This window comes from Pseudonocardia sp. (genome assembly GCF_050246655.1).
GTDB lineage: Bacteria > Actinomycetota > Actinomycetes > Mycobacteriales > Pseudonocardiaceae > Pseudonocardia.
On sequence record NZ_JBFWVQ010000044.1, the window covers coordinates 1 to 25,119 of the forward strand.

A 25,119-nucleotide genomic window follows, 5' to 3' on the forward strand; every position below is an offset into this window, starting at 1 on the left:
AATCGGCGTATCCACCACCCGACGCGGACCGAACTTGTCCAAAAACCCCTTCGTCACCTTGAACGCGCCACCGAACTGCCCCACATCCTCACCAATGATGAAGACATCCGGATCACGATCCATCTCGTGATCGAGCGCCAGCCCGACCGCCTCCAGGTACGTCGCCTGCCCGGAATCAGTCGGCATACACACCGTCCTCGATGTTGCTGGGATCGGGCATCGGGTCGGCCAGCGCCTTGCGCCGTGCGGCGATGGCGAGCTGGCGCGCATCCTCACGCACCTGCTTGGCGGTGTCCGCGTCGAGCACGCCCGCGTCGAGCAGCACGTTCTCGAACAAGTCGACCGGGTCCTTCTTCGCCCACTCCTCGTACATCTCCTGCGGGACGTAGTCGGCCGGGTCGTGCTCGGCGTGCCCGTGCATCCGCATCGTGACGCCCTCGACGATCGACGGCCCCTCGCCGGCGCGAGCCCGCGCGACCGCCTCGGCGACGGCGTCGTGCACCGCGAGCGCGTCCGTGCCGTCCACCGTCACACCGGGGATGCCGTAGCCGACCGCCTTCACCGCGAAGGTGTCCGAGTTCGACTGCAGCCGCAGCGGCGTCGAGTACGCGAACTGGTTGTTCTCGATGACGAAGACGTTGGGCAGCTTCTGGACGCTCGCGATCGTCAGCGACTCGTGGAAGTCCGCCCGCGACGTCGAGCCGTCACCGCAGAACGCCAGGCACACCCGGTCCTCGCCGCGGTACTTCGCCGCGAACGCCATCCCCGTGGCGACCGGGAAGTTCGCCGGGATGTGGCTGGGCAGGTTGTAGATGCCGAGATCGAGCCGCCCGTAGTGCAGCGTCCCGTCGCGCCCGCCGGTGGGCGAGGTCGCCTTGCCCATGAAACTCGCCATCACCTGCCAGGGCTCCATCCCCCGCCACAGGTGCGCACCGAGGTCGCGGTGGATCGGGGCGAGGTAGTCGTCGGGGCGCAGGGTCGACGCCGCGCCCACGCTGATCGCCTCGTGCCAGTGCCCCGTGTAGAGCGAACCGAGCAGATCGCCGCCCTTGTACATGGCGACCATCCGGTCCTCGACGGCCCGGGTGAGCACCATGATCTCGTGGATGCGGCGCAGCAGCGCCGGGTCGCGCTCGGCGACCGGGGGCGGGCCCGCGGCCTTGCGGCGGCCGCGCGTGCTGTTGCGGGTGGCCATGTGCGCTCCTAGTCGCCGAGGAAGAAGTCGCGCACGAGCCGGTTGAAGTCGGCCGTCCGCTCGATCATGGACCAGTGCCCGCAGTGGGAGAACACGGCGAGATCGGCGTTGTCGAGCAGCTCCATGAGCTTGTAGGAGTTGCTCACCGGGATGACCTTGTCCTCGCGCCCGTGCATGACGAGCGCGCGGTGCGGCAGCGCGCGCAGCGCGTCCTCCGAGACGGTCATCGCCTCCACCCAGCGCTGGCGGGGCGCGGGGAACATCGAGGAGAACGCCTCCTGGAAGCCCGGCTGGATGCTGCCTTCGTAGCGCACCTGGGCCAGCTCGTCGTTCACCAGCTCGCGCGAGTAGGCGAAGTAGTCCAGGACGCGTCGCATGTTCTCGAACGACGCCTCGTAGCCCCAGACGGCGTCGAGGCCCTCGGTGATCTCGAAGTGGACGCCCATGCTGCCCATCAGGACCAGCTTGCGCACGCGGTCCGGGTGCTGGGTGGCCAGGCGAAGGGCGATCCCGCCGCCGAAGCTGTTGCCGATCAGGTGGGCGCGCTCGATGCCGAGCGCGTCCATCACGCCGAGGGTCTGGTCGGCCCAGGTGTCGAGGCTGTACGCGACGTCGACGGGCCGGTCAGAGTAGCCGAAGCCGACCATGTCCGGGGCGACGCAGTGGAAGTCCTTGCCCAGCTCGGGCAGCACGAGGCGCCAGTTCGCGTAGGACGTCACACCCGGACCCGAGCCGTGCACGAGCACGACGTGGTCGTCACCCGTGCCGGACTCGAGGTAGTTCGTCCGGATGCCGTCGGCCTCGACGTCCTTGCCGATCGCCGGGTTCTCGGTCGTGGTCATTACCGCTCCATCTCGTTCGTCGCCCCCGGTCGGTCGCGGGTGGGCCGGGTCAGTCGTAGTAGCGGAACACGAGGTCGGCCACGCAGCACGGCTTCGTCTCGCCCTCGACCTCGTAGGTCAGCCGGTAGACGACCTCGGCGCCGCCGCCCGCCAGCTCCTTCACCTCGGCGATCAGCACGTGCATCCGGATCATGCTGCCGACCCGCAGCGGCGCGGGGAACCGGACCTTGTTCAGCCCGTAGTTGAGCACCACGCCGAAGCCGTCGACGGTGCAGACCTCCCACAGCAGGCCGGTCGCCATGCCGAGGGTGAGGAACCCGTGCTGCACGGTCGCACCGAACGGGCCGGTCCGCGCGCGCTCGGGATCGACGTGGATCCACTGTGCGTCGCCGGTGAGCCGCGCGAAGGTGTCGATGTCCTCCTGCGTCACCGTCCGCCAGGTGCTGGTACCGATCTCGTCGCCCGCCCGCCCGCGCAGTCCGTCGAGACCCTGCAGGACGACGGGCGCCCGGTCCGCGACCTCGGTCATGTTCGTTCCTCCGGAAGTCGACATCGCGGCGAGTCAAGCACCGGGACAGGGTCCGGCTCGGGGCTCGCGGCGGGGTTCCTGCCCAGTGGGAGCCCACGCGGGACCGCGGGCGGAACCGCTGTGGACGGTACGGCGTTCACGCCGCCCCGACCAGGTCGCGGACGTCCGGCGGGGTGTCCGACGTCGCGTACCACTCGTAGACGCCGTCGGGCCGGGTGCGCCGCTCCACGACCCCGGACCAGCGCAGGAACGCGATGTGCGAGAGCGTCTCGTTGATCGCGAGCTGCCGCTGGTGGGCGAGCACGGCCTTGGCGACGAGCCGGTCCGCCAGCTCGACCACGCTGGACGGCCGGTCCGCGATCGCGCGGCGGATCTTCTCCAGCCGGCGCAGCTTGGTGCGCAGGATGGCCTCGATCCGCCCCACCGCGTCCCCGAACGGCATGCCGTGCCCGGGCATCACGTGCTCCGGGCGCAGGTCCGCGACCCGCCGCAGCGACTCGAGGTAGCTGCGCAGCGGGTCGTTGTCGAAGCCGCGTTCGAAGGTCACCGGCGGCGTGATGCCGGGCAGGAGGTGGTCGCCGGACAGCAGGACGCCCCGCGCCGCCGACCACAGGCAGACGTGTCCGAGCGAGTGGCCCGGGGTGTGAACGACGCTCCACCGGTCGCCGCCGATCTCCAGCTCCTCACCGCCACGCAGCCGGGACGAGGCCTCGACGACCGAGTGCAGGTACGGCAGCCAGCGGGTGAGATGGTCGGCGAGGTCGGTCCGCTCCCCCTCGGACACCCCGTGGTCGGCGTAGGTGTCCCGGCGCCGGGCGCGGGCGGTGTCGGGATGGCGGTACTTCTCGCAGTCCAGGTCGGTCATCGCGTGCATGACGAGCTCGGCCCCGGTGCGCTCCATGAGTGCACCGGCGAGGCCGTAGTGGTCGATGTGCGCGTGCGTCACGAGGATCCGGGACACGTCGCTCAGCGCGTATCCCGCGCCCTGCAGGCCCGCCTCCAGGGCCGCGAGCCCGCCGTCGGGCAGGTCCGGCCGCCACACGCCGCAGTCGACGACCGTCACCCGGTCGCCGTCCGCGAGGACGTGCATGTTCACGGTCTCGACCGCGTTGATACCCACCGGCAGTGCGACGCGCGTGACGCCGTCGAGCCGGGCGTCCGGGCCGGTCATCCGTGCATGCGTTCGAGCAGGGTGAACCACACCCGCACCTGCACCTCGTACTCGGTGCGGGCGCCGTCCACGGTGCCCGCGATGCGCTGCACCTCGAAGGAGGTGATGCCCTCCAGCGAGAGCCGGGCGCGGTCCAGCGCCTCCGTCACCGCGTCCTGGACCGAGTCGCCCGTGCCGACGAGGTCGACCGCCTTGTGGACCGTCACCGGGTCATCATCGGGTCGCCGCACCGGCGATCCGTGGGGTTCCCGCTGGCCGGGAGCGGCCCGTCAGGACCCGTCGCGCCCCGCAGGCGCGGATGGGCTCGCGGGTGGGCTCTGGAACAGCCGGTACATGTACAGCAGCGCCGGGACCAGGACCAGCGATCCGCAGACCAGCACCACCGTCATGGCCACCAGCGTGGCCCGGCCGCGCGCGGCCTCCTCGACGGTGAGGTAGGGCAGCAGCACGTACGGGTACTGCGCTGCCGCCCAGCCGAGGAGGATCGTCGCCACCGCGGCGGCGCCGGTGATCCGCGCCGCGGCATAGCGACGGCGCACCAGCAGCGTGATCGTGACGACCCCGGCCGCGACGGACAGCGCCACGACCGGCAGCGCCCGCCCGATCAGCCCCTCGAACAGCAGCGGCGCGTCCGCGCGCAGCACGACGATCCCGACCAGGCTGAGCGCCCCGGTCACCACGGCGGTGGTGAGCCCGCAGGCGCGGAACTGGTCGGCGAGGTCCTCCGCCCCCTCCCGCCGCGCGTCCGAGCAGAGGAACACGGCGGCGAGGAACGCGCACACGGCGATGGCCAGGACGCCGCCGAGGACCGAGGTGGGGTTGAGCCAGCTGGTGATCACGTTGCCCGTCGCGATGCCGGGCGGCACCCGTCCGGACGCCACCGCACCGACCACCGCGCCGAGGAAGAAGGGGGTGACCAGCGAGGACACCGCGAACGACGCCCCGAAGAGGCGACGCATCGGGAGACCCGTGACGCTCTTGCGGAACGCGAAGGCCGCGCCCCGGGCGAGCATGCCGAAGGCGGCGAGCGCGAGCGGCACGTACAGCGTCGTGACGACCGCCGCGAACGCCCCGGAGAACGCCGTCCACAGCACGACCAGCACGAAGATCAACCAGACGTGGTTGGCCTCCCACACCGGAGCGATCGAGCGCTCGATGAGCGCACGCCGGCGCGCGCCGCGGGCGGTGCCCCCCGCGAGCAGGTCCCAGATGCCCGCGCCGAAGTCGGCCCCGCCGAAGAGCGCGTACGCGACGAGCCCGACGAACATCACGCCGAGCAGGAGTTCCGCGAGCGTCATGACACCCCGACCTCCTCCGCCGGCTCGTCCGCCGGGGCGTCCTGCTCCTGCGGGGCCGTCAGGTCGTGGCGGCGGGCGAGCCCGCGCAGCACGTAGACGGTGAACGCGGTGAGGACGGCGTAGATCGCGACCGTCGCGTAGAGACCGAGGTACAGGCCCGGCGCCGGGCTGACGGCGTCCGCGGTGCGCAGGAGCCCGTAGACGACCCACGGCTGGCGGCCGACCTCCGTGGTGATCCAGCCGGCCTCCATCGCGACGATCGCGGCGACCCCGGAGACCGCGACCCCGCGCAGGAACCACGCGTTGCGCAGGAGCGCCGGGCGCCGCCACCGCGCGTAGGCGAACACCAGCGCGAGCAGCAGCAGCGCCGAGCCGAGCCCGACCATCGCGTTGTAGGCGAGGTGCACGACGTTCACCGGCGGCCGCGCGTCCTCCGGGATCTCCTCCAGGCCGGGGACGACGGCGTTCGGGTCCTCGTGCACGAGCAGCGACAGCCCGTAGGGGATCTCGATCGCATAGTGCAGCTCGTCGTCGCGGTAGATGCCGCCGAGCGAGAGCGGCGCACCCGCCTGCGTCTCGTACTGGGCCTCCATCGCGGCCAGCTTGGCGGGCTGGTTCTCGGCGACGACGCCCGCGATCCAGTGCCCGACGACGATCTGGACGACGGCGGCGACCGCCGCGACGGTGAGCGGGATCTGCATGCCGAAGCGGTGGTAGCGGTCGCGGCGCCCGCGCAGCATCCCGATCGCGTACACCGACGCGATGGTGAACCCGGTGACCATGTACGCGGCGACCAGCATGTGCACGACCTGCGCCGGCATCGACGGCCCGAACATCGCCGCGACCGGGTCCGCGTCGACCACGCGTCCGGCCTCGTCGAGCCGGAAGCCGGTCGGGTTGTTCATCCAGGCGTTCGCGGCGACCACGAAGAACGTCCCCGAGGCGCCCGCGACGATCATCGGGATGGCGCTCAGCATGTGCGCGCGCGGCGACATCCGGTTCCAACCGAACAGGTAGACGCCCACGAAGATCGCCTCGATGAAGAACGAGAAGCCCTCCAGCAAGAACGGGAAGCCGAACACCTCGCCGTAGGTGTCCATCAGGACCGGCCAGAGGATGCCCATCTCGAACGACAGCAGCGTCCCCGACACCGCACCCGCGGCGAACAGCACACCCATCGCCTTGGCCCAGGTGTGGGCGAGCTCGTGGAGGTCGCGGTTGCCCCGGCGGTGGGCGCGCCACTCGGTGAAGACCACGATCGCCGGGAAGGCGACGCCGAAGCACGCGAAGATGATGTGCCAGCCGAGCGACAGGGCCATCTGCATCCGCGCGGGATAGAGATTTCGGGCAGCGTCCGCGAGCACCATCTCGATCTCCGGCACGCCGACCTCCGCTCTGCTCGGGACGCCCAGGATCGCGTGCATCCTGGGGGCGCACGGCGGCCCTCGTGCGGTTCCCGCTCGACGGAAGTGGGGCGTCCGGCCCGGCGGGGTCCGCCCGGGGGACCCGGCGCCCGCGAAAGGAGTCCCGGCCCCACCAGGACCGGCGGGTCCGGCCTACCCTCGGCGCCGACCACCCGTCGTGCGAGGGAGACCCGTGAACCGGATCGCGTTGCACCAGTCGACCGTCCACCCGCTGGACCCGGTGCAGGTGGTCGGGATCGCGCGGTCGGCAGGGCTGGACTCGATCGGGCTGCGCGTCGCGGCCGTCGACGAGGTCGGGGCCTGGTGGGCCAAGGGGATCGGCTCGCCGATGCTGGGCGATCTGGCGGAGGCGTTGCTGGAGTCCCGGGTCACCGTCCTCGATGTCGGGCGGGTCGAGCTCGGCGCGGGGCTGCGCGTGCTCGACGGCCAGCAGCCCTACATGCGGGTCCTGGAGCTGGGCGTCCGCCTCGGCGCCCAGTTCGTGACGTCCCGCGCATCGGCCGGGGACGCGTCGAAGGCGCGGGAGCTGTTCGAGCTGCTCGCCGAGCTCGCGGGCCGCTTCCGGATGCGCCCGCTGATGACGGCGGTGCCGGGCTCCGCCGTGCCCACGGTGGAGGAGGCGGTCGCCGTCGTCGCGGGGACCCCCGGAGGTGTGGTGCTCGACGTGCCCGCCGGCCGCTACGACGCCGGAGCGCTCGCCGATCTCGTGGTCGAGCTGGGCGACACGCTCGGCTACGTCCGGCTCCCCGCACGCGACCTGGAGCTCGGCGGGCTCGCACCCGGGCTCCTCGCCACTCTTCCGCCGCAGATCCCGGTCGCGATCGGCGGCGAGATGCCCGGCGGGCATGCGGGCGACGTCGACGCCGATCACGTGCGGCGCGTGCGCGTCCTCCGCACCGCCGTCGACGCCCTGCTGCGGCACCCGCAGGCATCGGCGGACCGCTGACCGCTCCGCCCGGGCGCGCCGTGGCGGTGCGGCGCCACCTCAACCGGCGGCCGGGCCGCCTCGGCGACTGCGGGCCGCCCTGACCCGGATCGCGCGCACGACGGCGGTCGCGAGGGCCGCGCCGAGGATGCCGAGCGGCATCAGCAGGCCGGGCACCACGAGGAGGAGCCAGCCCACGGCATCACCCAGGTTGTCCCCGGCCGTCGCCCCGGTCACGAGCTCGCCGTCCAGGTAGAGCGTCCCGTCGGCGCGGAACCGGCGGACCGACTCGACGAGGTAGACCGGGAACATCGTGACGCCGCAGAAGACGAAACCCCACAGCGCCGCCTGCACGCCCGCCCGGAAGGACCGGGCGACGGCCGCGACGGCGACCGGGGCGATCACGACGACGAGGAACAGCGCGGGCAGCGTGTAGACCAGCGCACCCGCCTCGAGACCGCCCGCCCGCGAGAGCAGCAGCAGCCCGACCCCACCCGCCACGCCGAGGCCGAGGCCGGTCCGTCGGGCCAGGGTGCTCGACCGCAGCCCCGCCGGAGCGGCGAGCGTCAGCGTCAGGCAGGCGACAAGGAAGACCACCAGCACGGCGACGACGTGAGGCGGGGTGACCGCGAGCGTGTCCGGGTGGGCCGCACCCAGGTACCCCGCCGCGACCAGGCAGGCGAGGACCCCGACCACCCCGACGCCCGCTCCGGCCCAGCCCGCGGCCGGACGCCACGACCCGGCCGGGGGGAACAGCGCGGCCCGCGCGCTGCCCGTCGCGAAACGCCACCGGGCCGCCCGGCCGGTGACGCTCGACAGCTCGGCCGCCATGGCGGTCCCCCAGTCGCGGCGCTCCTGCGGCAGCGTCGCGACGGCGACGGCCAGCAACCGGGCCGGGGCGTCGGGCTGGGCGTCCAGCGACGCCCGACGGCGCCACGCCAGCCAGAGCACGCCTCCCGCCGCCGTGCCAAGGACCGCGACGAGGATCGATCCGGCGACGAAGTTCTGCCAGGCGTTCCCGCCCCGGACGGGGTGGTCGAAGGACCCGGACTCCGTGACGTAGAGCGAGCCGGTCGCGACCGCGGCCACGACGGCGGCGAGCACCAGGAGCTCGGCGGCGACGCGCAGCCGGCGCGTCCGGGCGGGCCTCACGGGTGTCCCCCGGCGAGCCTCTCGCGGCCCGGCGCGAGCACGCGGGCGGTGCGGGCCGCGGCGGCGGCCGGCTCGGGGAGCTCCGCGGCCAGCGCGAGGCCGGTGCCGGTCAGCCGATAGAGGTGGCGGGGCGGGCGCCCGGGCGCGGCGTCGGCGTCGGCGTCCCAGGTCGTCTCCAGCAGGCCGCGATCGGCCAGGCGCATGAGGATCGGGTACATCGAGCCCGGCTTGATGCCCAGCTGGCGGCACAGCGCGTAGCCGTGGCGCCAGGTGGAGGGCTCGCGAGCCAGGGCGTGGAGGACAGCCGTGGTCTGCGGAGAGGGTCGGCGCGCTCGTGCCACCGGCAAAGTCTACATAGATAGAGAACGCCGGACGACCCCCGCGAGCGCCCGAACCGGCGGTCCGGACGCGGTGGTCAGGCCGCGAGCACCTCCGGCAGCGGCCGGATCGCCACCCCCGCCTCCTCCAGGCGCCGCCGCGTCGTCCGGGCGATCTCGACACCGTTCGGCGCGTCCCCGTGCAGGCACAGCGTCGGCGCCGCGGTCGGGATGACGGTCTCCCCGTCGTTGGCGACGACGGAGCCCTCGGTCGCCATCCGCACCGCGCGCGACGCCACCAGCTCCGGGTCCCACGCCTTCTTGATCCGCTCGATGATCAGGTGCCCGTCGGGGGTGTAATGCAGGTCTGGGAAGGACTCGGGGACGAGGGTGACGCCGTGCTTCGCGGCGTGCTCGGTCATGGCGGTGGTGAGCAGCAGCAGCGGGAGCGTGGCGTCCACCTCCGCCACCGCGGCGGCGACGGCGTCGGCGTACTCGGGCATGTCGCTGGCCATCACGTAGAGCGACCCGTGCGGCTTGACGTGCGTGAGCCGTGCCCCCGCGGCCGTGACGAACACCTGCAGCGCCCCGATCTGGTAGAGGCACATGTCCTGCAGGTCCGCCGGGTCGATCCACATCTTGCGTCGCCCGAAGCCCATGAGGTCCGGGAACGCGATGTGGGCACCGATGTTCACCCCGCGCTCGACGGCCCCGTTCACGGCGCGACGGATCGTCGACGGGTCGCCGCCGTGGTAGCCGGTGGCGACGTTGATCGACGTGACGTGGTCCATCATCCCGAGGTCGTCGCCGAGGATCCAGCGGCCGTAGCTCTCCGAGCAGTCGCAGTTGATGTCGACGGCGGTCACGTGGCCACCCCCGTCGAGAACGACGTTGTGCTGATCAACAGGGCCTCCGGAGCTGCGCAACGTCGTTCTCGACGGCACACCCCGGTCACGACCCCACCGCCTGCGCCAGCGCGGCGAGGCGCCTGGTGCGGTCCGCGCGGATCGCGAGCGCCTCGTCGAGATCGACGGCGACGAAGCGCGTGCGCGTGTTCGGAGCGCACTGCGCCACCACGTCCAGATCCCCCGAGAGCACGGTCGCGATCATCATGTAGCCCCCGCCGGAGACGGCGTCGCGGTGCAGGATGATCGGCTCGACGCTGCCCGGCACCTGGATCGAGCCGATCGGGTACGGGGCGTCGACGATGTTGGACGGGTCCTGGCCCGCCCCGAACGGCGGCTCGCGGTCCACGGTCTCGAGCTTCTCGCCCTTGTAGCGGAAGCCGATGCGGTCCGCCGTCGGCGTGAGTGTCCAGGTGGTGCCGAGGAACGTCGCGCGCCCGCCGTCGGTGAGGCGGTGGTCGTAGAGCCCCATCATCACCCGCACCTCGACGTCCTTGGCGAGCGTCGGGCGCAGGTCCTCGGGCACGACCCGGCCGGCGCGCACGCCGTTGTGCGCGCCGACCGGTAGCTCGTCGCCCTCGGCCAGCGGACGCCCGCCGAAACCGCCGAGCGCACCGAGCGCATAGGTGGACCGGCTGCCCAGCACCTCGGGTACGTCGACCCCGCCCGAGACGGCGACGTAGGCGCGCGCGCCGGCGGTGAGGAAGCCGAACGACAGCGTCTGCCCGGCCGCGACGTCGAAGGACTCCCAGACCGGGCGCTCCTCGCCGTCGACCTTCGGCACCATCGACGCCCCCGCGACCGCGACGACGGCGTCCTCGCCGAACACCAGCTCCGGGCCCAGGTAGACGCATTCCAGCGCCGCCGCCCCGGCCGGGTTGCCGACCAGCAGGTTCGCCGCGCTCAGCGAGTACTGGTCCAGCGCCCCCGACGGCGGGATGCCGACGTCGTAGTGGCCGTTGCGGCCCGCGTCCTGCACCGTGGTGGACAGGCCGGGCTTCTGCACCGTGAGGCTCATGCCCCCTCCCCCAGCAGCCGTCGGTTGTAGCCGTCCGGGTCGTCGAGGAACTCCCGCGCGTGGAACTCCACCGGCCGCGCGGTGATGCGGAACGTCCCCGCCTCGACGTCGGCGAGCGTGGCGTCGTAGGTCTCGCGGTCGATGGGCACGAACCGCACGATGTCGGCGGGCCGGAAGAACACCATGAACTCGTCGAAGTCGGGCAGCTTCTGGGTCGGGTCGTAGATCGGCGCCGGGGTGATGCCGAACATCTGGTAGCCGCCCGCGCCGCGCACCGAGTAGATGCAGCCGAAGCATCCCCCGTGCCCGACGGTCTGCTTGGGCGTGTCCGTGCGCGGCCGCAGGTACTTCGGCACGACGAGCTGCCGCTCCCGACCCACCATCTGGTAGAGGAACGGCAGGCCCGCGACGAAGCCGACCATGGAGGTGATCCACGGCGAACCGGAGTGCGCCGCGATGAACCCGTCGACGTCGGGGAACCCGTTGATCCGGGCCGCGTACTCGATGTCGGTGGCGTCCGGGTCCTGGTGACGGTCCCGGAAACGCAGCAGCGTCTCGGTCGTCCAGGGATCGCGGTAGAGCACCGGGACCTCGACGACGCGGGTCGCGAGCGCCACGTCCGCGGCGTCGCCGACCTGCGCCTCCGCGTCCTTCAGCCGGGCGAGCAGCGCCCGCGGCTCGATCACGTCCGGGTCGTAGCGGACCTGGTAGGACGCGTTCGCGGGGCAGATGTCGAGCACCCCGTCCGGCCGCTCGTCGCGCAGCTTCTTCGTGATCGCCATCGCGCGGAAGTTCGCGAGCAGGCTCATCTCCTCGGCCAGCTCGACGAAGATGTGGTCGTCGCCGCCCCAGCTGTAGCGGGCGGCCACGTCCGGGGTCACCTCGGTGGTACTCATCTGCCTGCCCTCTCTCGAAGCCACTCCTCGAGCGTCCCCGTCGTGAACGCACCCGCCGCGAACCACTCCTGGTCGAGCAGCTCCGTGAACAGGCCCGCCGTCGTCGGCACGCCGGTCACCGAGAACTCCGCCAGCGCGCGGCGCGAGCGCGCGAGCGCGGTCCCCCGATCCTCACCCCACACGATCACCTTGGCCAGCAGGGAGTCGTAGAACGGCGGGACCTGCCCGCCCGGCTCCAGCCAGGTGTCGCAGCGCACCCACGGCCCGCCCGGCAGGGTCACGCGCTCGATCCGGCCGGGTGAGGGCAGGAAGTCGCGCTCCGGGTCCTCGGCGCACACGCGGAACTCGATCGCGTGCCCGCGCACCGCGACGTCGTCCTGGCGGATCCGCAAGGCCTCCCCCGCTGCGATCCGCAGCTGCTCGGCGACCAGGTCGATCCCCGTGACGAGCTCGGTCACCGGGTGCTCGACCTGGATGCGCGTGTTCGTCTCGATGAAGAAGTGCTCGCCGCTCTCGTCGTCGACGAGGAACTCCACCGTGCCCGCGCTGGAGTACCCCACCGACGCGACGAGCGCGACTGCGTCCGCCGTGATCCGCGCCCGCTGCTCCTCGCCGATCCCGGGCGCCGGCGCCTCCTCGACCATCTTCTGGCGCCGCCGCTGCAGCGAGCACTCCCGGTCGAACAGGTGCACGGCGTCGATGCCGTCCCCGAGCACCTGCACCTCGACGTGGCGGGCCTTCGCGACGAAACGCTCGACGTACATCCGGCCGTCACCGAACGCCTTCGCCGCCTCCTGCGACGCCGGGCCGAAGGCCTTCCGCAGCTCGTCGGCGTCGCCGACCACCCGGATGCCCCGGCCGCCACCCCCCGCGGCGGCCTTGAGCATCACCGGGTAGCCGACCTCTTCCGCGGCCGCCAACGCGCCCGCGGAGTCCTCGACCCCCTCCGGTGTGCCGGGAACGGTGGGCACCCCCGCCTGCGCGGCGGCGACGCGGGCGCGCACCTTGTCCCCCATCATGTCGATCACCCGCGCGTCCGGCCCGACGAACGCCAGCCCCGCGTCGGCGACGGCCTTCGCGAAGTCCGCACGCTCCGAGAGGAACCCGTAGCCGGGGTGGACGGCGTCCGCGCCGGTCTCCTTGGCGGCGGCGAGGATCGCGTCGGTCAGCAGGTAGGACTTCGTGGCCTGCGGGGGCCCGATCTCGACGGCGACGTCCGCCATCCGCACGTGCGGCGCAGCGCCGTCCGCGGTCGAGTGCACGGCGACCGTCTCGATCCCGAGGTCGCGCGCGGCCCGGATCACCCGGACCGCGATCTCCCCGCGGTTCGCGACGAGCAGCCGCCGCACGGTCAGCTCACCTCGACGACCGCGACCGGCTGGCCCGCGTCCACCACGTCCTCGTCCTCCACCAGGAACTCGACGAGGGTGCCCGCCGCACCCGCCGGTACCGAGTGGAACGACTTCATGACCTCGATCAGGCACACGGTCTGGTCCGACTCGACGCTGGCGCCGGGCTCGGCGAACACGTCGCTGTCCGGGTCAGGGCGCCGGTAGAAGACGCCGGGGATGGGCGAGACGACCTCGTGGCGGGACATGGCTCTCCTCACTCGGGGTTGCGGGCGGCCTGGATCGCGCGCCACACGCGCTGGGGTGTCGCGGGCATGTCGATGTGCCGTACTCCGAGATGCGCCACCGCATCGACCACCGCGTTCAGCGCCGCGGGCGACGAGCCGATCGCGCCGGACTCCCCGATCCCCTTGACACCGAGCGGGTTCGTCGGGGACGGGGTGACGGTGGCGTCCAGCTCGAAGCTCGGCAGGTCCGGCGCAGCCGGGAACGCGTAGTCCGCGAGCGTGGCGGTGGTCGGGTTGCCGTCGGCGTCGAAGAGCGCCTCCTCGTAGAGGGCCTGCGAGATCCCCTGGGCGACGCCGCCGTGCACCTGCCCCTCGACGATCATCGGGTTGACCACGATGCCGCAGTCGTCGACCGCGACGAAGCGGCGGATCTGCGCCCGCCCGGTCTCGGTGTCGACCTCCACCACGCAGATGTGCGTGCCGAACGGCCAGGTGAAGTTGGGCGGGTCGAACGTCGAGTCCGCCGCCAGCGTCGGCTCGACGTCCTCGGGCAGGTCGGCGGCCATGTAGGCGGCGAGCGCCACCTCCTGGATGGTCGTGCCCTTGTCCGTGCCGCGCACGGAGAAGCGGCCCGCCTCGAACTCGAGGTCGTCCTCGGCCGCCTCCAGCATGTGCGCGGCGATCTTGCGGGCCTTCTCGACGACCTTGCCCGATGCCAGGTGCACCGCGGTGCCGCCGACCGCGACGCTGCGCGAGCCGTACGTGTCGCGCCCGTAGGGAGCGACGGCGGTGTCGCCGTGCAGCACCTCGACGTCCGCCGGGTCCACGCCGAGCGCGTCCGCGACGATCTGCGACCACACCGTCTCGTGGGCCTGCCCGTGCGGCGACGTCCCCGTCACGACCTCGACCTTGCCGCTCACCAGCATCCGGACGGCCGCGTTCTCCCAGCCCCCGGACTGCAGCCGCACACCGGCGGCCACCTTGGACGGGGAGAGCCCGCCGCTCTCGGTGAAGTTGCCGATCCCGATGCCGAGCGCCACGGCCTCGCCCGCCTCGCGGCGGCGGCGCTGCTCGGCGCGCAGCTCGTCGTAGCCGACCAGCTCCATGGCCTTGCGCATGCACGTCTCGTAGTCGCCCGAGTCGTAGAGCACGCCGGACGGCACGGCGCGCGGCTCGCTGAACGCCGGGTGCAGGTTGCGCAGCCGCACCTCCGCCGGGTCCATGCCCAGCTCGGCCGCCAGCTCGTCCATGATCCGCTCGTGGGCGTAAGCGGCCTCGGAGCGCCCCGCGCCCCGGTAGGCGTCGGTGGGTGTGAGGTTGGTGAACACGCCCTGGCACTCGAAGGAGTAGGCACCGAAGTCGTAGAGGCCGCAGTAGGTGAACGCGCCGAACACCGCGATGCCGGGCGTGAGGAGCTGCAGGTAGGCGCCCATGTCCGCGAGCAGGTTCACCCGCATCCCGAGGATCTTCCCCTCGCTCGTCGCGGCGACGGCGATGCGCTGCACCTGGCCGCGGCCGTGACACGTGCCGATGTGGTGCTCGGAGCGGGTCTCCACCCACTTCACCGGCGCGCCCAGCCGCCGGGCCAGCGCCAGCGCCAGGGCCTCCTCGGCGTACACGTTGAGCTTCACGCCGAACCCGCCGCCGACGTCCGGGGCCACCACCCGCAGCTTCGAGTCGGAGATGCCGCAGATCATCGCGAGGATGTCGCGCAGGAAGTGCGGCACCTGCGTGGAGGAGTAGACGGTGTACCCGGCACCGACCAGGTCCGGGACGACGACGACGGCACGGGTCTCCATCGGCGACGGGATCACCCGCTGCTGCAGGTAGCGCCCCTCGACCACCACGTCCGCCTGCGCGAACGCCGCGTCCACGTCACCGACGGGCATCGGCCAGGTGTAGCAGTGGTTGGTGCCCAGATCCTCGTGCACGAGCGGGGCGCCGTCGGCCAGCGCCGCCTCGATGTCGACGACCGCGGGCAGCGGCTCGTAGTCGACCTCCACGAGGCCGGCCGCGTCGAGCGCCGTGGCACGGTCGCGGGCCGCGACCACCACGACCGGCTCGCCGACGTGGTTGACCTCGCCGCGGGCGAGCGGCGGGTGGTCGGGGATCTTGATGTCCTCCGTGACGGGCCAGCCGCACGGCAAACCGATCGCGAACTCCCCGGCGACGTCCTCGCCGGTGAGGACCGCGACCACACCGGAAAGCTCCCGTGCCCGGGTGGTGTCCACGCCCGTGATGCGGGCGTGGGCCAGGGGGCTGCGGACGAGCGCGAGGTGCAGCGTGCCGGGCGGGGTGATGTTCTCGGTCCAGGAGGCCCGACCGGTGAGCAGCGGTGCGTCCTCACGGCGCGGGAGGCTGGTGCCGACGTGCCGGTGTGGCGCGGTCTGGGTCACGGATGGCTCCTCGCGGTGTCGGTGATCGCGGTGTCGGTGATCGCTGCCTCCAGGACGCCCAGTCCCTCGTCGAGCACGTCGTCCGCGATGACCAGGGGTGGGAGCAGGCGCACGACGTTGCCGTGGGTGCCGCAGGTGAGCACGACGACGCCCTCGGCGTGGCAGGCGGAGGCGACGGCCTTGGCGAACGCCGGGTCGGGTACCGCGTCGGGCCCGGCGGTACCGGGCCGGACGAACTCGGCGGCGAGCATCGCCCCGCGCCCGCGGACGTCGCCGATCGCGGGCACGCGCTCCGCGAGCGCCCGCAGCCGGGGCACGACGGCCGCCTCGATCCGGCGCGCCGCCGCGGCGAGGTCCCGCTCGCGCATGGTCGCGATCGCGCCGAGCGCCGCGGCGCACGAGACGGGGTTGCCGCCGTACGTGCCCCCGAGCCCGCTGGGGTGCACCGCGTCCATCAGCTCGGCGCGGCCGGTGATCCCGCCGAGCGGCATCCCACCCGCCATGCCCTTCGCGGTGACGACGATGTCGGGCACGACGTCCTCGTGCTCGCTCGCGAACCAGGCACCGGTGCGGCAGAAGCCCGTCTGCACCTCGTCGGCGACGAACACGACGCCGTTCGCGGTGCACCACTGCGCGAGCGCGGGCAGGAACCCCGGCGCCGGGACGACGAACCCGCCCTCGCCCTGGATCGGCTCCACGACGACGCATGCGACGTTGCGCGCGCCGATCTCCGACTCGATCAGCGCGGTCGCGCGGCGGGCGGCGTCCGGGCCGGGGAGGCCGTCGCGGAACGGGTACGACGCGGGCACCCGGTGCACCTCCGCCACGAACGGGCCGAACCCGTCGCGGTAGGGCATGTTCTTCGCCGTCATGGTCATCGTGAGGTAGGTCCGGCCGTGGAAGGCGTGCTCCACCACGACGACGCCCTGCCGCCCGGTGGCCCGCCGGGCCACCTTCACCGCGTTCTCGACGGCCTCCGCACCGGAGTTGACCAGCGCCGAGCGCTTCTCGTGCGTGCCCGGCGTGAGCGCGGCCAGCTCCTCGCAGACCTCCACGTACCCCTCGTACGGGGTGATCATGAAGCAGGTGTGGGTGAACGCCGCGGCCTGCGCGGCCACCCCCCGCGCGACGGCAGGCGCCGGGTTGCCGACGCCGGTCACGGCGATGCCGGACCCGAGGTCGATGAAGCGGTTCCCGTCGACGTCGGTGAGCGTGCCCTCGCCGCCCTCTGCCACGTACACGGGCAGCAGGCTGGCGACGGCCGAGGTCACCGCCGCGGCGCGGCGGCGGTGCAGCTCCTGCGACCGGGGTCCGGGCACGGCGGTCGCCAGGTGGCGATGGCGGGCGGCGGGTAGAGCGGAGGGTGTGACGGTGTCCACGCTTGACTCCTTCACGACGGCTCTCAGCGTGATCTGGAACACGTCGGGCCGGTAGTGTCCAGATCGGCGCGTCGACCGACCGGGACGCGCCGGTTCGTCTACCGGGAGGTGCCGTGCCCGCCACGCTGCGCAGCCTCGTCGCCGATCGGGCGCTCGGTGTGCGGCCGCTGTGCGCGGACGGGCTGCTGGACCGCACGGTCAGCTGGGCGCACATCAGCGAGCTGGACGACCCGACCGTCTACCTCGACGGCGGGGAGCTGCTGCTCACCACCGGCCTCGCCCTGGGGGACGGGACCGACCACGACGCGTTCGTCGCGCGGCTGGTCGCACACGGCCTGGCCGGGCTCGGGTTCGGAACGGGCCTTTCCCACGCGACGGTGCCGTCCCCGCTGGTGGACGCCGCGCGGCGGCACGGGTTCGCGCTGCTGGAGATCCCCGAACGCACGCCGTTCATCGCGATCACGAAGGCAGTGTCGGCGGCCCTCGCCGCGGACGCGTACGCCCAGGTGGTGCGCACGGACGAGGCGCGGCGGGCGCTCACCGCGGCCGCGCTCGGCAACCAGGGCACGGGACGCGTGCTCCGCCAGCTCGCCCGGCGGCTCGACGCGTGGGTGCTGCTGCTCGATGCCTCCGGGCGGGTGGAGCACGCCGCTCCGGCATCCGCGGCGCGCCGGCTGGCCGGGCTCGCCCCGGAGGTCGAGCGGGTGCGGCACCACCACGGGCCGACCAGCCGGACGGTGCCCACTTCGGACGGGTGCGCGGTGCTGCAGCCGCTGCGCCTGCGCGGGCGCGCCGTCCTCGCGATCGGCCGGACGGCGGGGTTCGCCCCGGCGGACATGCAGATCGTCGGGGCGGCCGTCTCCGTGCTCACGCTGCTGCACGCCACCCCGGCCGCCGTGGAGAAGGCGCGCGGCGCGCTGCGCACCACGCTGCTGCGCACCGCGCTCGCCGGGCAGGCCGCCGCGGCCTGGGAGATCGCTGCCGAGATGGAGGGGCCGCAGCCGGCCCCACCGCTGCGCGCGGTCGTGTTCCGGGGCCGCCTGCACGCACTCGCCGATCTCGCCGACGTCATCGGCGCGCGCAGCGCGGAGCACGGCCCGCTGTTCACCGCGCACCTGGACGGGGCGATCGTCGCGCTCGCCGCTGCGGACGGCCCGGTGCCGGAATGGCTCGCGGGGCTACCCGGCCCCGGCGTGCACGCGGGGGTGTCCGAGCCCGTGGGTCTCGCCGATCTCGCCGCCGGGCACGTACAGGCCGAGCGGGCGGCCGCGGCCGCGCAGCGGGCGGGCGCCCCCTCGGCGCGGTTCACCGATCTCGCCGCGGGCGGGCTGCAGGCGCTGCTGCCCGCCGAGGACACCGCCGCGTTCGCCGCCGGGCTGCTCGGCCCGCTGCGCCGCCATGACGCCGATCACGGGACGCGGCTCGTCGAGTCGTTGCGCGAGTGGCTCGGCCATCACGGGCACTGGGACGCCACCGCCACGGACCTGGGGGTGCACCGGCACACGCTGCGCGCACGCATCCGCCGCGCGGAGGTGCTGCTCGGCCGGAGCCTGGACTCGCCGGGCCTGCGCGCCGAGCTGTGGTTCGCGCTGCACGCACCCGCCGAGCAGGAGTGAGCCGATCACCCTGGGGAGCCCGGGCTCGCCCTCGGGCGGTCCCCGACTCCTGCTTGCGAAGGGCCGATAGCTTGCTATCTTCATTACATAGCGAGCTATCTACCATGCCGCCACGTGCCGCCACGTGCCGCCACGTGCCGCCACGTGCCGCCACCGTGAGGAGGATGGCCATGCCCATCGCTGCAGGGACACCGAGACGCTGCCGAGCGCGCCTTCGCGATCGGCAGCGGGTCCTGCACCTGGTCGCCGGGATCGCCGTGCTGATCGCCATCTACGCCGGCCCGCTGCTCGGGCCGGGGTTCGTCGCGATCGTGCAGTGGGTGGCGATCCCGGTCGTGGTCGCCTCCGGTCTCGCCTTGTGGAAGTGGCCGCGCATCCGCGTGGTGCTGCGGGCCCGGAGTCGACGGTGACCTCCCACCCCGCGCTGGCGCGGACCGAGTCGCTGGGCTACCAGGTCAACCACCTGGCCCGGCTGCTCGAGCGCCGCCTCCGCGACCGCATCGCGGCGTCGGGCGTGGTGCCCGGGCAGTTCGCGCAGCTGCTCGCCCTCTACGAGGCTGACGGGCTCACCCAAGCCGAGCTCTGCGCCCGCGTGCAGGTCGAGCAGCCCACCATGGCCAACACCCTCGCCCGGATGGAACGCGACGGACTGATCACCCGGGAACCGGACCCGGGCGACAAGCGCCGTTCCCGGGTGCGACTCACCCCCCGCGCACGAGAGATCGAACCCGAGCTCGTCGCCGCCGCCCGCGAGGTCAACGCCGAGGCCGTCCACGGCCTGCCCGCGGGCGAGGTCGCCGCCTTCATGGCCTCGCTCGCAGCGGTGATCGCCAACCTCGACCCCACACGCCCCGGTCCGATCCGACCGAGCACCGAGGCCATCGAGCCGTCCCGATGACCACCGCCCTCCGCCCCGCGCTCACGACGGCGCGCACCACCACGGCGGGCGCGCGGGTTCCCGGCAGGTTCGAGCGCGGCGGCGCCGGGCCCGGCGCCGCCGCGCCCCGCAGGTCCCGGCCGGTCAGCGGCGAGCCGGGACGAGGCCCGCGAACAGCAGCGAGACGACCCCGAGGACCACGAGCAGGAGCACGTCGGCGCTGAACCCGGCGGGGATGCCGAACAGCGGCAGCGCGCCGAGGTAGCCGAGCACGGCGGCGAGCACGAAGAAGCCCGCCATCGCGAAGTTGACGCCCTCGACGGCCGTGGTGGTGAGCGCCAGGCCGGCGAACAACCACAGCCCGCCGATGCCGAGGAGGGCGACGTTGTACATGGGCGTCAGGTGGAACAGCCCGAGCAGGAGCGTGTCCTTCTGCTCGGTGAAGTCACTGAAGCCGGTCACGAAGAAGCCCACCACGCCGAGCAGGAGGCAGACGATCCCGGCGGCGACGGCGAACTTGTTGGGCAGCGATCCGGCACCGAAGGCCGTCCCGATCCCCCAGTTGTTGTCGGAGCCCTCGGCCTTCGGGGTGCCCCAGTTGATGGGCTTGCTCGTCATGGTCTCTCCCTGTGTCGGCCGGCCCACCGAGCGGCCGGGTTTCGGAGTTGGTGTCGACACCACCCCGGGCGGGGCGGAGATCCTGCGATGGCTGCGCGCCACGCCGGTTTCGGCGGCGCGGCGACAACCACGGCCCCTCCCCCTCGTTGTCCGGGTATGGAAACCACGCGGGAATCCACTCCCGAAAAGCAACGTGGCGCATTCGGAAGGGCGCTCACGGGTCGGCGCGGTGCGGTCGCCGCCGCGGTGGCGGTCGTGGCCTGCGCCGCGCTGGCACCGGTCGCCCTGCCGTCCGGCGACGGCGCCGGCCCCGACCCCGCCGCAGGCGCCTCACCTGCACCGACATCGGTCGAATCCATCCCCGGGATGCTGGAGTTCCACAGCCCGGTGGGCGGCTTCGCCCTCACCTACCCGTCGAGCTGGACACGGGCGGTCCCGGCCGATCCGCAGGTGCCGATCGTGGCGCACCGCGGGCCGTACTCGTTCCTGGTGCGGGTGGTGGAACTGCCGGCCGCACCGGCCGATTCGACCGTGGCCCGGCAGCTCACCGACGAGATCGCATTGTCCGACGAATCGGTGAAACTGCTCGCCGAGCCAAGGCCGATCACACTCGCCGGACTGCCGGGGTACTTCTACCTCTACACGTTCACCGATCGCGACTCCGGGCGGACCGGAGCGCATTCCCACTTCTTCGTGTTCAAGGGTTCGACGATGCTGGCGCTCGTCTTCCAGGCCCTTCCCGCCGATTCCTTCCAGGCGGGTGCCGAGACCTTCGACGAGATCACCCACTCGTTCCGCGCGGAGTGACGGGATCGGGCGTCGGAGGGCTACCAACGCCCGATCCCATCGGACGACGAGGTCAGTTCAGCCACTTCGTGAGTGGCTCGAGCAGACCCTCGTCGGCCGGCTCCTCCTCCGCGGACGGCGCGGGCTCGTCCTCCGTCGGCAACGCCTCCGTCAGGGCGGGCGCCGGCTCCGACACCGGGACGCTCTCGTCGACCGCGCCCGGAGCCGCCGTCTGGACGGGCGGCGGGCCGCCGCTGATCAGCGAGTTGAGCGAGTCGAGAAGCGCACCCGGCAGCTTGGCCGCATCGAGGTTGATCACCGGGCTGCCCGCGATCGCCGCAGCGTTCTTGATGATGTCGGGCACCAGCACGTTGAGGACCTTGTCGAGGTCACCCTTGATGCCCAGGACACCGCCGATCGCGGTCTCGACCTGGTCGTCGGCCCGGTCGATCCGGTCGTCGATGGACGCCGCCCGACCCAGGATCTGGTCGAACTTGCTCTTGATCCCGTGGGCGGAGTCGTTGATCTCGTCGACGTCCTTGCCCACGGCCGTGAGCCCGGAGTCGATCTTCGTGACCGTGCCGTCGATCGAGTGCACCGAGGTGTTGATCTCGTGCACGCTGGTGTTGATGCTCGCCACGCTCCCACCGATCGAGACGACGTGCGCGTCGATGCTGCCGACGGCCTCCACGATCTGGGTGAACTGCGGCCCGACCGGCGTGACGGCCTGGTTGATCTCCTCGGCGATCCGCCCGGTCTCCTCCGCGAGAGGGATCGAGCGGAGGTCCTGCTCGACCTCGGGGTAGGTGGTGTTGATCGCCACCACGTCGTCCTGGATCGAGCTCGCCGCCATCATGGTTCCCGTGAGCGTGCCGACGGCGAACAGCGCCCACACGGCCACCACGACCAGGGCGATGATCGGCAGAAGGCCGGGCCTGAGCTGCTTGGTGTTCATCGGTGCCCTCCGCTCAGCACTGCGCGGGCGGCAGCGCGACGAGCAGCGGCGAGTTGCAGATGGCGGAGAGGTTCTTGTTCACGTCCTTGAGACCACCGACGATGCCCTCGGTGTCGTGACGCACGTCGCCGAGCGCACCGTTGGCGATCTCGATGTTCTTGACGATGTCCGCCGTGCCGTCGCTGTCGGCGCTCTGGACCGCCTCGAGCTTGGTGTCGATGGCCTGCGCCCGGTCGAGGACCACCTTGAGGATGTCGGTGGTGTCGGCCAGCGACGAGTCGATCTCGCCCGCGACGTCCGCGACGTGCACCAGCTTGCTCGCGGTGCTCGCCAGCGTCGTGTTCGTGTCGGCGAGCGACGCCGCGGTGTCGGCGAGCGAGGGGCCCGCCACGGCGAGACCGTCACGCACCTTGATGAGACCCGCGTCGATCTCGGTCGCCTGGCCCGGGACGGGCTTGAGCGTCTCGTCGATGCTCGTCAGCGCCTCGTTGATCTTCTGGAGCGCGTCCGGGAGCGGGTCGGCGTTGGTGCCGATGTTCTCCACCGAGCTCGCGGCCTCGAACAGGCCGCCGTCGATCGAGGACAGCGCCCGGGTGATACCGATCAGGAACCCGATGACGACGACCACGACGAGGATGCCCAGCGCGATCCAGGTCCACATCCACCGGACGACCGTTGATCCCTGTGCCATCACGGAGCTCCCGTCGTGCAGTGGCCGCTGCTGATCGGCGGCGGCGCCAGAACCTTCTCGGCGATGCAGGACGAGATGTGGCGGGCCTTCACGGCCTGGTCCACGATCGCGCCCGTGTCGCCCTTGATCCGCCCGGCGATGTGCAGCGTGACGTCCAGCCGCTGGTTGATCGCCTCGGCGTCGTGATCGATGGCCTTGGCGGTGTCGAGGATCTCGCCTGCCTCGTTGTTGATGTCCTTGGCGACACCGTTGATCGCGTCGGCGCTGCCGAGGATGCTCCCGGCGGCGTCGTTGATCTTCACGGCCGTGGCGTCGATCGCGTGCGCCGAGTCGTTGATGCCGTGGGCGGAGGCGTTGATCGACGCGGCGGAGTTGTTGACGCTGCCCGCCAGGTCGTTGATCGTGCCGGCGCTGCCGATGATCGAGGCGAGAACCGGCTGGAGGGGCTTGGCGCTCTCCAGGATGGACGCCGCGGTCGCGTTCGTGCGCTCGAGCTGGATGATCGAGTCGGTCGCCGTGTTGATGCCCCGGCCGGTCAGAGCGATCGTCTGCGCCTTCGCGCTGATGCTCTGGGCGATCATCATCGTGCGCGCCAGCAGCACCGCCGCGATACCCACCCCGAGCACCGCGACGATGAGGACGATCACGCTGACCAGCGGGAAGATGCCCCGGCCCCGTGCGCCGTCAGCCATCTCGGCCACCCCTCTTCACCCGCGAGGTGCTCGCAGCACGACGCTCGGCCTCCTCGATCCCTTCGCCGGATATCCCGGCATGGTGTGGTCTGAGGTGCATCGCTCTCCTCATGGTCGCAGCAGTCGGGCGGCATTACCCGTAGCCCGAGGACGCGGTCGGATTCCGCGACCGCTCGGGATTTCGATGAAATCGAACGGTTAACGACCACGATCGCCCGAAGTGACGGGACCAACATGGGTGCAGGACCCACTCGTGAGGGTCGGAGAGCACGTTCCGGCGGACACCATTCGTGTCCTTCCACGCTGGTCAGCGCCCTCTGCTCACACGTTCGAGCGACCGGCTCACCCTTCAGTGGTACCGCTTCGCGAAATGCGCACGGAGGGCCTCCGAGGCATTACCGGAAAGTTAACAGTCGACTCCGACCGCAAGCCCGGACACGCTGCGGAAACGGGGGTGATATCCGCGTGGGCGAGCGAATTATTAACCGAACCCTTAAGACGAAGTTAAGCGATCGCTGAATCGTCGCGGAGGGCAGGCGCCGGCTCAGAGCGGGTCCGAGCGGGAGATCAGCCACGGGCCGTCGCCGTCGCGCGTCATCGTGACGGCGAGCTGGAGGTCCTGCTGCTCGGGCTGCGGCTGCGTCGACGCCCGGACGGTCTGGTCGGCGAGCAGCAGCACGTCCACCCGGCCGGGACCGGCGTCCACGAGCGCGATGCGCGCGACCGCCACGACCGCGGTGAAGGACCGCTCGCGGCCCGCGGGGACGATCACGTCGCGGGCCGTCTGCTCGAACTGGGCGGCGAACGGGCCGGTCACCAGGGCGCGGGCCCGCGCCAGGTCCTCGTCCAGCGTCGAGGAGTCGTAGCTGTAGACCTCCTCGATGCCGGAGCGGGCCGCGGCGACGGCACGGTCGACCTCGTCGCGCGCCTGCTCGGCACGGAAGGCGCGCCAGCCCAGCAGGCCGACGCCCAGCAGGGCCGCCGCGACCAGCACGCAGAGCACGGCCGGCCAGATCCGCGCCCGGACCGTCACGGGAGGACCTCGACCCCGGAGACGAGCCAGCGCCCGCCTTCGGGGCGCAGCTGCAGCGACAACCGGTACGAGACCGGCTGGCCCTGGGGCGTGTCGGCGTTGGCGAGCGTCCCGGTGAGCACGACGAGCGCCGTCGCGGCGTCCGGCCCGAACTCCTCCAGCCCGGCGGCCGCGACCTTGCCGCTGGAGGTCACGCGAGCCCCCTGCATGGCCGCCGCGAAGTCCCCGGCTCGGCGGGTGAGCTGGTCCCGGAAGGGTCCCGTCGTCCCGCGCATCAGGCTCTGCAGCTTCTCCGTGGCGTTCTCGCCGCCGAGTCCGACGATCTCGGTGGCCACGACGCGGGCCTGCGCCAGTGCCGCCTGCCGCTGCCCGGGCTCGGCCTGCGCGGCCCGATCCCGCACCAGCAGGACCGCGCAGGCCACCGACAGCACGACCAGCAGGGCGGCGAGTCCCGTGAGCAGCCGGCGTGGTCCGCGGCCGGTCCCGGCCTGCGACGAGGCGACGCCCGTGGGACCCGTGCCCGCGTCCGGTCCGGCAGTGGAACCGGCAGCGGAACCGGCAGTGGAACCGGCAGTGGAATCAGCAGCGGCATGGGTCGTGGAACCGGTGCCGCCCGGAGGCGTTCCGGTGTCCACGTCGACCATGCCGTCTCCTCACGCGTCGCTGCGGGCGTCGCCGGGTGTCGTACCGGGACGCCGCCGATCGGATCTGCGCACGCTGCACCGTCCGCCACGCGAATTCATCCCCCACCTGGGGGAGCCCGCGGGGTACCGGCCTACCCCCCGCGTGACCTCCCGTCGCTCCCCCCAGGTGGGGAGGAACGAGGTC

At 72.6% G+C, this 25,119-nt stretch carries 27 protein-coding genes and 1 pseudogene; 5 read left to right on the forward strand and 23 right to left on the reverse strand.

Annotated features, from left to right (window positions below; all coding sequences use genetic code 11):
• From AB7J25_RS15785 to AB7J25_RS15820, 8 genes and pseudogenes are all read right to left on the reverse strand, one after another.
• Positions 1-186, reverse strand: a pseudogene (locus AB7J25_RS15785) (alpha-ketoacid dehydrogenase subunit beta); the annotation flags it as partial.
• The gene (locus AB7J25_RS15790; protein WP_428509651.1) at positions 176-1,195 is read right to left on the reverse strand and encodes a thiamine pyrophosphate-dependent dehydrogenase E1 component subunit alpha; all 1,020 of its coding nucleotides are present in this window, start codon (positions 1,193-1,195) and stop codon (positions 176-178) included. The pseudogene AB7J25_RS15785 and the gene AB7J25_RS15790, both read right to left, overlap by 11 nt.
• An 8-nt stretch (positions 1,196-1,203) precedes the next feature.
• Positions 1,204-2,037 carry an alpha/beta fold hydrolase gene (locus AB7J25_RS15795; protein WP_428509653.1) on the reverse strand — a complete coding sequence of 278 codons (834 nt, stop codon included), beginning with the start codon at positions 2,035-2,037 and terminating at the stop codon, positions 1,204-1,206.
• A gap of 49 nt (positions 2,038-2,086) precedes the next feature.
• Positions 2,087-2,566 (reverse strand): MaoC family dehydratase, encoded by a 480-nt coding sequence (locus AB7J25_RS15800; RefSeq protein ID WP_428509655.1) that lies wholly within the window; start codon positions 2,564-2,566, stop codon positions 2,087-2,089.
• Between the two features lie 136 nt (positions 2,567-2,702).
• The gene (locus AB7J25_RS15805) at positions 2,703-3,737 is read right to left on the reverse strand and encodes an MBL fold metallo-hydrolase (RefSeq protein WP_428509657.1); all 1,035 of its coding nucleotides are present in this window, start codon (positions 3,735-3,737) and stop codon (positions 2,703-2,705) included.
• On the reverse strand, positions 3,734-3,943 hold the full coding sequence (locus AB7J25_RS15810) for a dodecin family protein (RefSeq protein WP_428509661.1): 210 nt from the start codon (positions 3,941-3,943) through the stop codon (positions 3,734-3,736). Before AB7J25_RS15810 ends, AB7J25_RS15805 begins: the two co-directional genes overlap by 4 nt.
• A gap of 63 nt (positions 3,944-4,006) precedes the next feature.
• Entirely contained in the window at positions 4,007-5,035 is a 1,029-nt protein-coding gene (locus tag AB7J25_RS15815; RefSeq protein ID WP_428509663.1) for a cytochrome d ubiquinol oxidase subunit II, read from the reverse strand.
• Positions 5,032-6,417, reverse strand: a complete 1,386-nt coding sequence (locus tag AB7J25_RS15820) for a cytochrome ubiquinol oxidase subunit I (RefSeq protein WP_428509665.1) — start codon at positions 6,415-6,417, stop codon at positions 5,032-5,034. Before AB7J25_RS15820 ends, AB7J25_RS15815 begins: the two co-directional genes overlap by 4 nt.
• Before the next feature lie 214 nt (positions 6,418-6,631).
• Here AB7J25_RS15820 and AB7J25_RS15825 point away from each other — a divergent pair, with 214 nt between their 5' ends.
• Complete coding sequence (locus AB7J25_RS15825) at positions 6,632-7,405, forward strand: hypothetical protein (protein ID WP_428509667.1); 774 nt, start codon at positions 6,632-6,634, stop codon at positions 7,403-7,405.
• A gap of 39 nt (positions 7,406-7,444) precedes the next feature.
• Here AB7J25_RS15825 and AB7J25_RS15830 read toward each other — a convergent pair whose 3' ends face one another.
• The 9 genes from AB7J25_RS15830 to gabT form a co-directional block, all read right to left on the reverse strand.
• Positions 7,445-8,536 carry a hypothetical protein gene (locus AB7J25_RS15830; RefSeq protein ID WP_428509669.1) on the reverse strand — a complete coding sequence of 364 codons (1,092 nt, stop codon included), beginning with the start codon at positions 8,534-8,536 and terminating at the stop codon, positions 7,445-7,447.
• Positions 8,533-8,877, reverse strand: coding sequence for a PadR family transcriptional regulator (locus AB7J25_RS15835; protein ID WP_428509671.1), 345 nt, complete (start codon positions 8,875-8,877; stop codon positions 8,533-8,535). The genes AB7J25_RS15830 and AB7J25_RS15835 overlap by 4 nt, the downstream gene beginning before the upstream one ends.
• Positions 8,878-8,951: 74 nt before the next feature.
• Positions 8,952-9,719 (reverse strand): LamB/YcsF family protein, encoded by a 768-nt coding sequence (locus tag AB7J25_RS15840; RefSeq protein ID WP_428509673.1) that lies wholly within the window; start codon positions 9,717-9,719, stop codon positions 8,952-8,954.
• An 85-nt stretch (positions 9,720-9,804) separates the two neighbouring features.
• Positions 9,805-10,776, reverse strand: a complete 972-nt coding sequence (locus tag AB7J25_RS15845) for a biotin-dependent carboxyltransferase family protein (protein WP_428509675.1) — start codon at positions 10,774-10,776, stop codon at positions 9,805-9,807.
• Positions 10,773-11,672 carry a 5-oxoprolinase subunit B family protein gene (locus AB7J25_RS15850; protein WP_428509678.1) on the reverse strand — a complete coding sequence of 300 codons (900 nt, stop codon included), beginning with the start codon at positions 11,670-11,672 and terminating at the stop codon, positions 10,773-10,775. Before AB7J25_RS15850 ends, AB7J25_RS15845 begins: the two co-directional genes overlap by 4 nt.
• A complete protein-coding gene (locus AB7J25_RS15855; RefSeq protein ID WP_428509680.1) occupies positions 11,669-13,021 on the reverse strand; it encodes an acetyl-CoA carboxylase biotin carboxylase subunit in 1,353 nt (450 codons plus the stop codon). Before AB7J25_RS15855 ends, AB7J25_RS15850 begins: the two co-directional genes overlap by 4 nt.
• A gap of 2 nt (positions 13,022-13,023) precedes the next feature.
• On the reverse strand, positions 13,024-13,269 hold the full coding sequence (locus AB7J25_RS15860) for an acetyl-CoA carboxylase (RefSeq protein WP_428509682.1): 246 nt from the start codon (positions 13,267-13,269) through the stop codon (positions 13,024-13,026).
• An 8-nt stretch (positions 13,270-13,277) separates the two neighbouring features.
• Positions 13,278-15,644, reverse strand: coding sequence for a xanthine dehydrogenase family protein molybdopterin-binding subunit (locus AB7J25_RS15865; RefSeq protein ID WP_428509684.1), 2,367 nt, complete (start codon positions 15,642-15,644; stop codon positions 13,278-13,280).
• Positions 15,641-17,023 carry a 4-aminobutyrate--2-oxoglutarate transaminase gene (gabT, locus tag AB7J25_RS15870; protein WP_428509686.1) on the reverse strand — a complete coding sequence of 461 codons (1,383 nt, stop codon included), beginning with the start codon at positions 17,021-17,023 and terminating at the stop codon, positions 15,641-15,643. Before gabT ends, AB7J25_RS15865 begins: the two co-directional genes overlap by 4 nt.
• Before the next feature lie 113 nt (positions 17,024-17,136).
• Here gabT and AB7J25_RS15875 point away from each other — a divergent pair, with 113 nt between their 5' ends.
• The 3 genes from AB7J25_RS15875 to AB7J25_RS15885 all read left to right on the forward strand — a co-directional run bounded on the left by AB7J25_RS15875 (position 17,137) and on the right by AB7J25_RS15885 (position 19,537).
• Positions 17,137-18,639, forward strand: a complete 1,503-nt coding sequence (locus AB7J25_RS15875; RefSeq protein ID WP_428509688.1) for a PucR family transcriptional regulator — start codon at positions 17,137-17,139, stop codon at positions 18,637-18,639.
• A 170-nt stretch (positions 18,640-18,809) separates the two neighbouring features.
• Positions 18,810-19,049 carry a hypothetical protein gene (locus tag AB7J25_RS15880; RefSeq protein WP_428509690.1) on the forward strand — a complete coding sequence of 80 codons (240 nt, stop codon included), beginning with the start codon at positions 18,810-18,812 and terminating at the stop codon, positions 19,047-19,049.
• Positions 19,046-19,537 carry a MarR family winged helix-turn-helix transcriptional regulator gene (locus tag AB7J25_RS15885; RefSeq protein ID WP_428509692.1) on the forward strand — a complete coding sequence of 164 codons (492 nt, stop codon included), beginning with the start codon at positions 19,046-19,048 and terminating at the stop codon, positions 19,535-19,537. Before AB7J25_RS15880 ends, AB7J25_RS15885 begins: the two co-directional genes overlap by 4 nt.
• A gap of 123 nt (positions 19,538-19,660) precedes the next feature.
• Here AB7J25_RS15885 and AB7J25_RS15890 read toward each other — a convergent pair whose 3' ends face one another.
• Positions 19,661-20,134, reverse strand: coding sequence for a DUF4383 domain-containing protein (locus AB7J25_RS15890; protein ID WP_428509694.1), 474 nt, complete (start codon positions 20,132-20,134; stop codon positions 19,661-19,663).
• Between the two features lie 87 nt (positions 20,135-20,221).
• Between AB7J25_RS15890 and AB7J25_RS15895 the strand changes: the two genes are divergently transcribed.
• Positions 20,222-20,941 (forward strand): hypothetical protein, encoded by a 720-nt coding sequence (locus AB7J25_RS15895; protein ID WP_428509696.1) that lies wholly within the window; start codon positions 20,222-20,224, stop codon positions 20,939-20,941.
• A 52-nt stretch (positions 20,942-20,993) separates the two neighbouring features.
• Here the strand turns inward: AB7J25_RS15895 and AB7J25_RS15900 are convergent, their stop codons facing one another.
• From AB7J25_RS15900 to AB7J25_RS15920, 5 genes are all read right to left on the reverse strand, one after another.
• Positions 20,994-21,875, reverse strand: coding sequence for a hypothetical protein (locus tag AB7J25_RS15900; RefSeq protein WP_428509698.1), 882 nt, complete (start codon positions 21,873-21,875; stop codon positions 20,994-20,996).
• Between the two features lie 13 nt (positions 21,876-21,888).
• Positions 21,889-22,566, reverse strand: coding sequence for a hypothetical protein (locus tag AB7J25_RS15905; protein ID WP_428509699.1), 678 nt, complete (start codon positions 22,564-22,566; stop codon positions 21,889-21,891).
• Positions 22,566-23,258, reverse strand: a complete 693-nt coding sequence (locus tag AB7J25_RS15910; protein WP_428509701.1) for a hypothetical protein — start codon at positions 23,256-23,258, stop codon at positions 22,566-22,568. The genes AB7J25_RS15905 and AB7J25_RS15910 overlap by 1 nt, the downstream gene beginning before the upstream one ends.
• Positions 23,259-23,802: 544 nt before the next feature.
• The gene (locus tag AB7J25_RS15915; RefSeq protein ID WP_428509703.1) at positions 23,803-24,291 is read right to left on the reverse strand and encodes a hypothetical protein; all 489 of its coding nucleotides are present in this window, start codon (positions 24,289-24,291) and stop codon (positions 23,803-23,805) included.
• Positions 24,288-24,935, reverse strand: coding sequence for a hypothetical protein (locus AB7J25_RS15920; protein ID WP_428509705.1), 648 nt, complete (start codon positions 24,933-24,935; stop codon positions 24,288-24,290). Before AB7J25_RS15920 ends, AB7J25_RS15915 begins: the two co-directional genes overlap by 4 nt.
• Between the last annotated feature and the right edge of the window lie 184 nt (positions 24,936-25,119).

What these genes read in the sequence shown, in the direction of transcription:
- AB7J25_RS15890 (WP_428509694.1), bottom strand. Translation starts at nt 20,134, where the DNA reads ATGACGAGCAAGCCCATCAACTGGGGCACCCCGAAGGCCGAGGGCTCC.
- AB7J25_RS15850 (WP_428509678.1), bottom strand. Translation starts at nt 11,672, where the DNA reads ATGAGTACCACCGAGGTGACCCCGGACGTGGCCGCCCGCTACAGCTGG.
- AB7J25_RS15795 (WP_428509653.1), bottom strand. Translation starts at nt 2,037, where the DNA reads ATGACCACGACCGAGAACCCGGCGATCGGCAAGGACGTCGAGGCCGAC.
- AB7J25_RS15860 (WP_428509682.1), bottom strand. Translation starts at nt 13,269, where the DNA reads ATGTCCCGCCACGAGGTCGTCTCGCCCATCCCCGGCGTCTTCTACCGG.
- AB7J25_RS15880 (WP_428509690.1), top strand. Translation starts at nt 18,810, where the DNA reads ATGCCCATCGCTGCAGGGACACCGAGACGCTGCCGAGCGCGCCTTCGC.
- AB7J25_RS15815 (WP_428509663.1), bottom strand. Translation starts at nt 5,035, where the DNA reads ATGACGCTCGCGGAACTCCTGCTCGGCGTGATGTTCGTCGGGCTCGTC.
- AB7J25_RS15900 (WP_428509698.1), bottom strand. Translation starts at nt 21,875, where the DNA reads ATGAACACCAAGCAGCTCAGGCCCGGCCTTCTGCCGATCATCGCCCTG.
- AB7J25_RS15905 (WP_428509699.1), bottom strand. Translation starts at nt 22,566, where the DNA reads ATGGCACAGGGATCAACGGTCGTCCGGTGGATGTGGACCTGGATCGCG.
- AB7J25_RS15800 (WP_428509655.1), bottom strand. Translation starts at nt 2,566, where the DNA reads ATGACCGAGGTCGCGGACCGGGCGCCCGTCGTCCTGCAGGGTCTCGAC.
- AB7J25_RS15805 (WP_428509657.1), bottom strand. Translation starts at nt 3,737, where the DNA reads ATGACCGGCCCGGACGCCCGGCTCGACGGCGTCACGCGCGTCGCACTG.
- AB7J25_RS15845 (WP_428509675.1), bottom strand. Translation starts at nt 10,776, where the DNA reads ATGAGCCTCACGGTGCAGAAGCCCGGCCTGTCCACCACGGTGCAGGAC.
- AB7J25_RS15790 (WP_428509651.1), bottom strand. Translation starts at nt 1,195, where the DNA reads ATGGCCACCCGCAACAGCACGCGCGGCCGCCGCAAGGCCGCGGGCCCG.
- AB7J25_RS15895 (WP_428509696.1), top strand. Translation starts at nt 20,222, where the DNA reads ATGGCTGCGCGCCACGCCGGTTTCGGCGGCGCGGCGACAACCACGGCC.
- AB7J25_RS15910 (WP_428509701.1), bottom strand. Translation starts at nt 23,258, where the DNA reads ATGGCTGACGGCGCACGGGGCCGGGGCATCTTCCCGCTGGTCAGCGTG.
- AB7J25_RS15920 (WP_428509705.1), bottom strand. Translation starts at nt 24,935, where the DNA reads ATGGTCGACGTGGACACCGGAACGCCTCCGGGCGGCACCGGTTCCACG.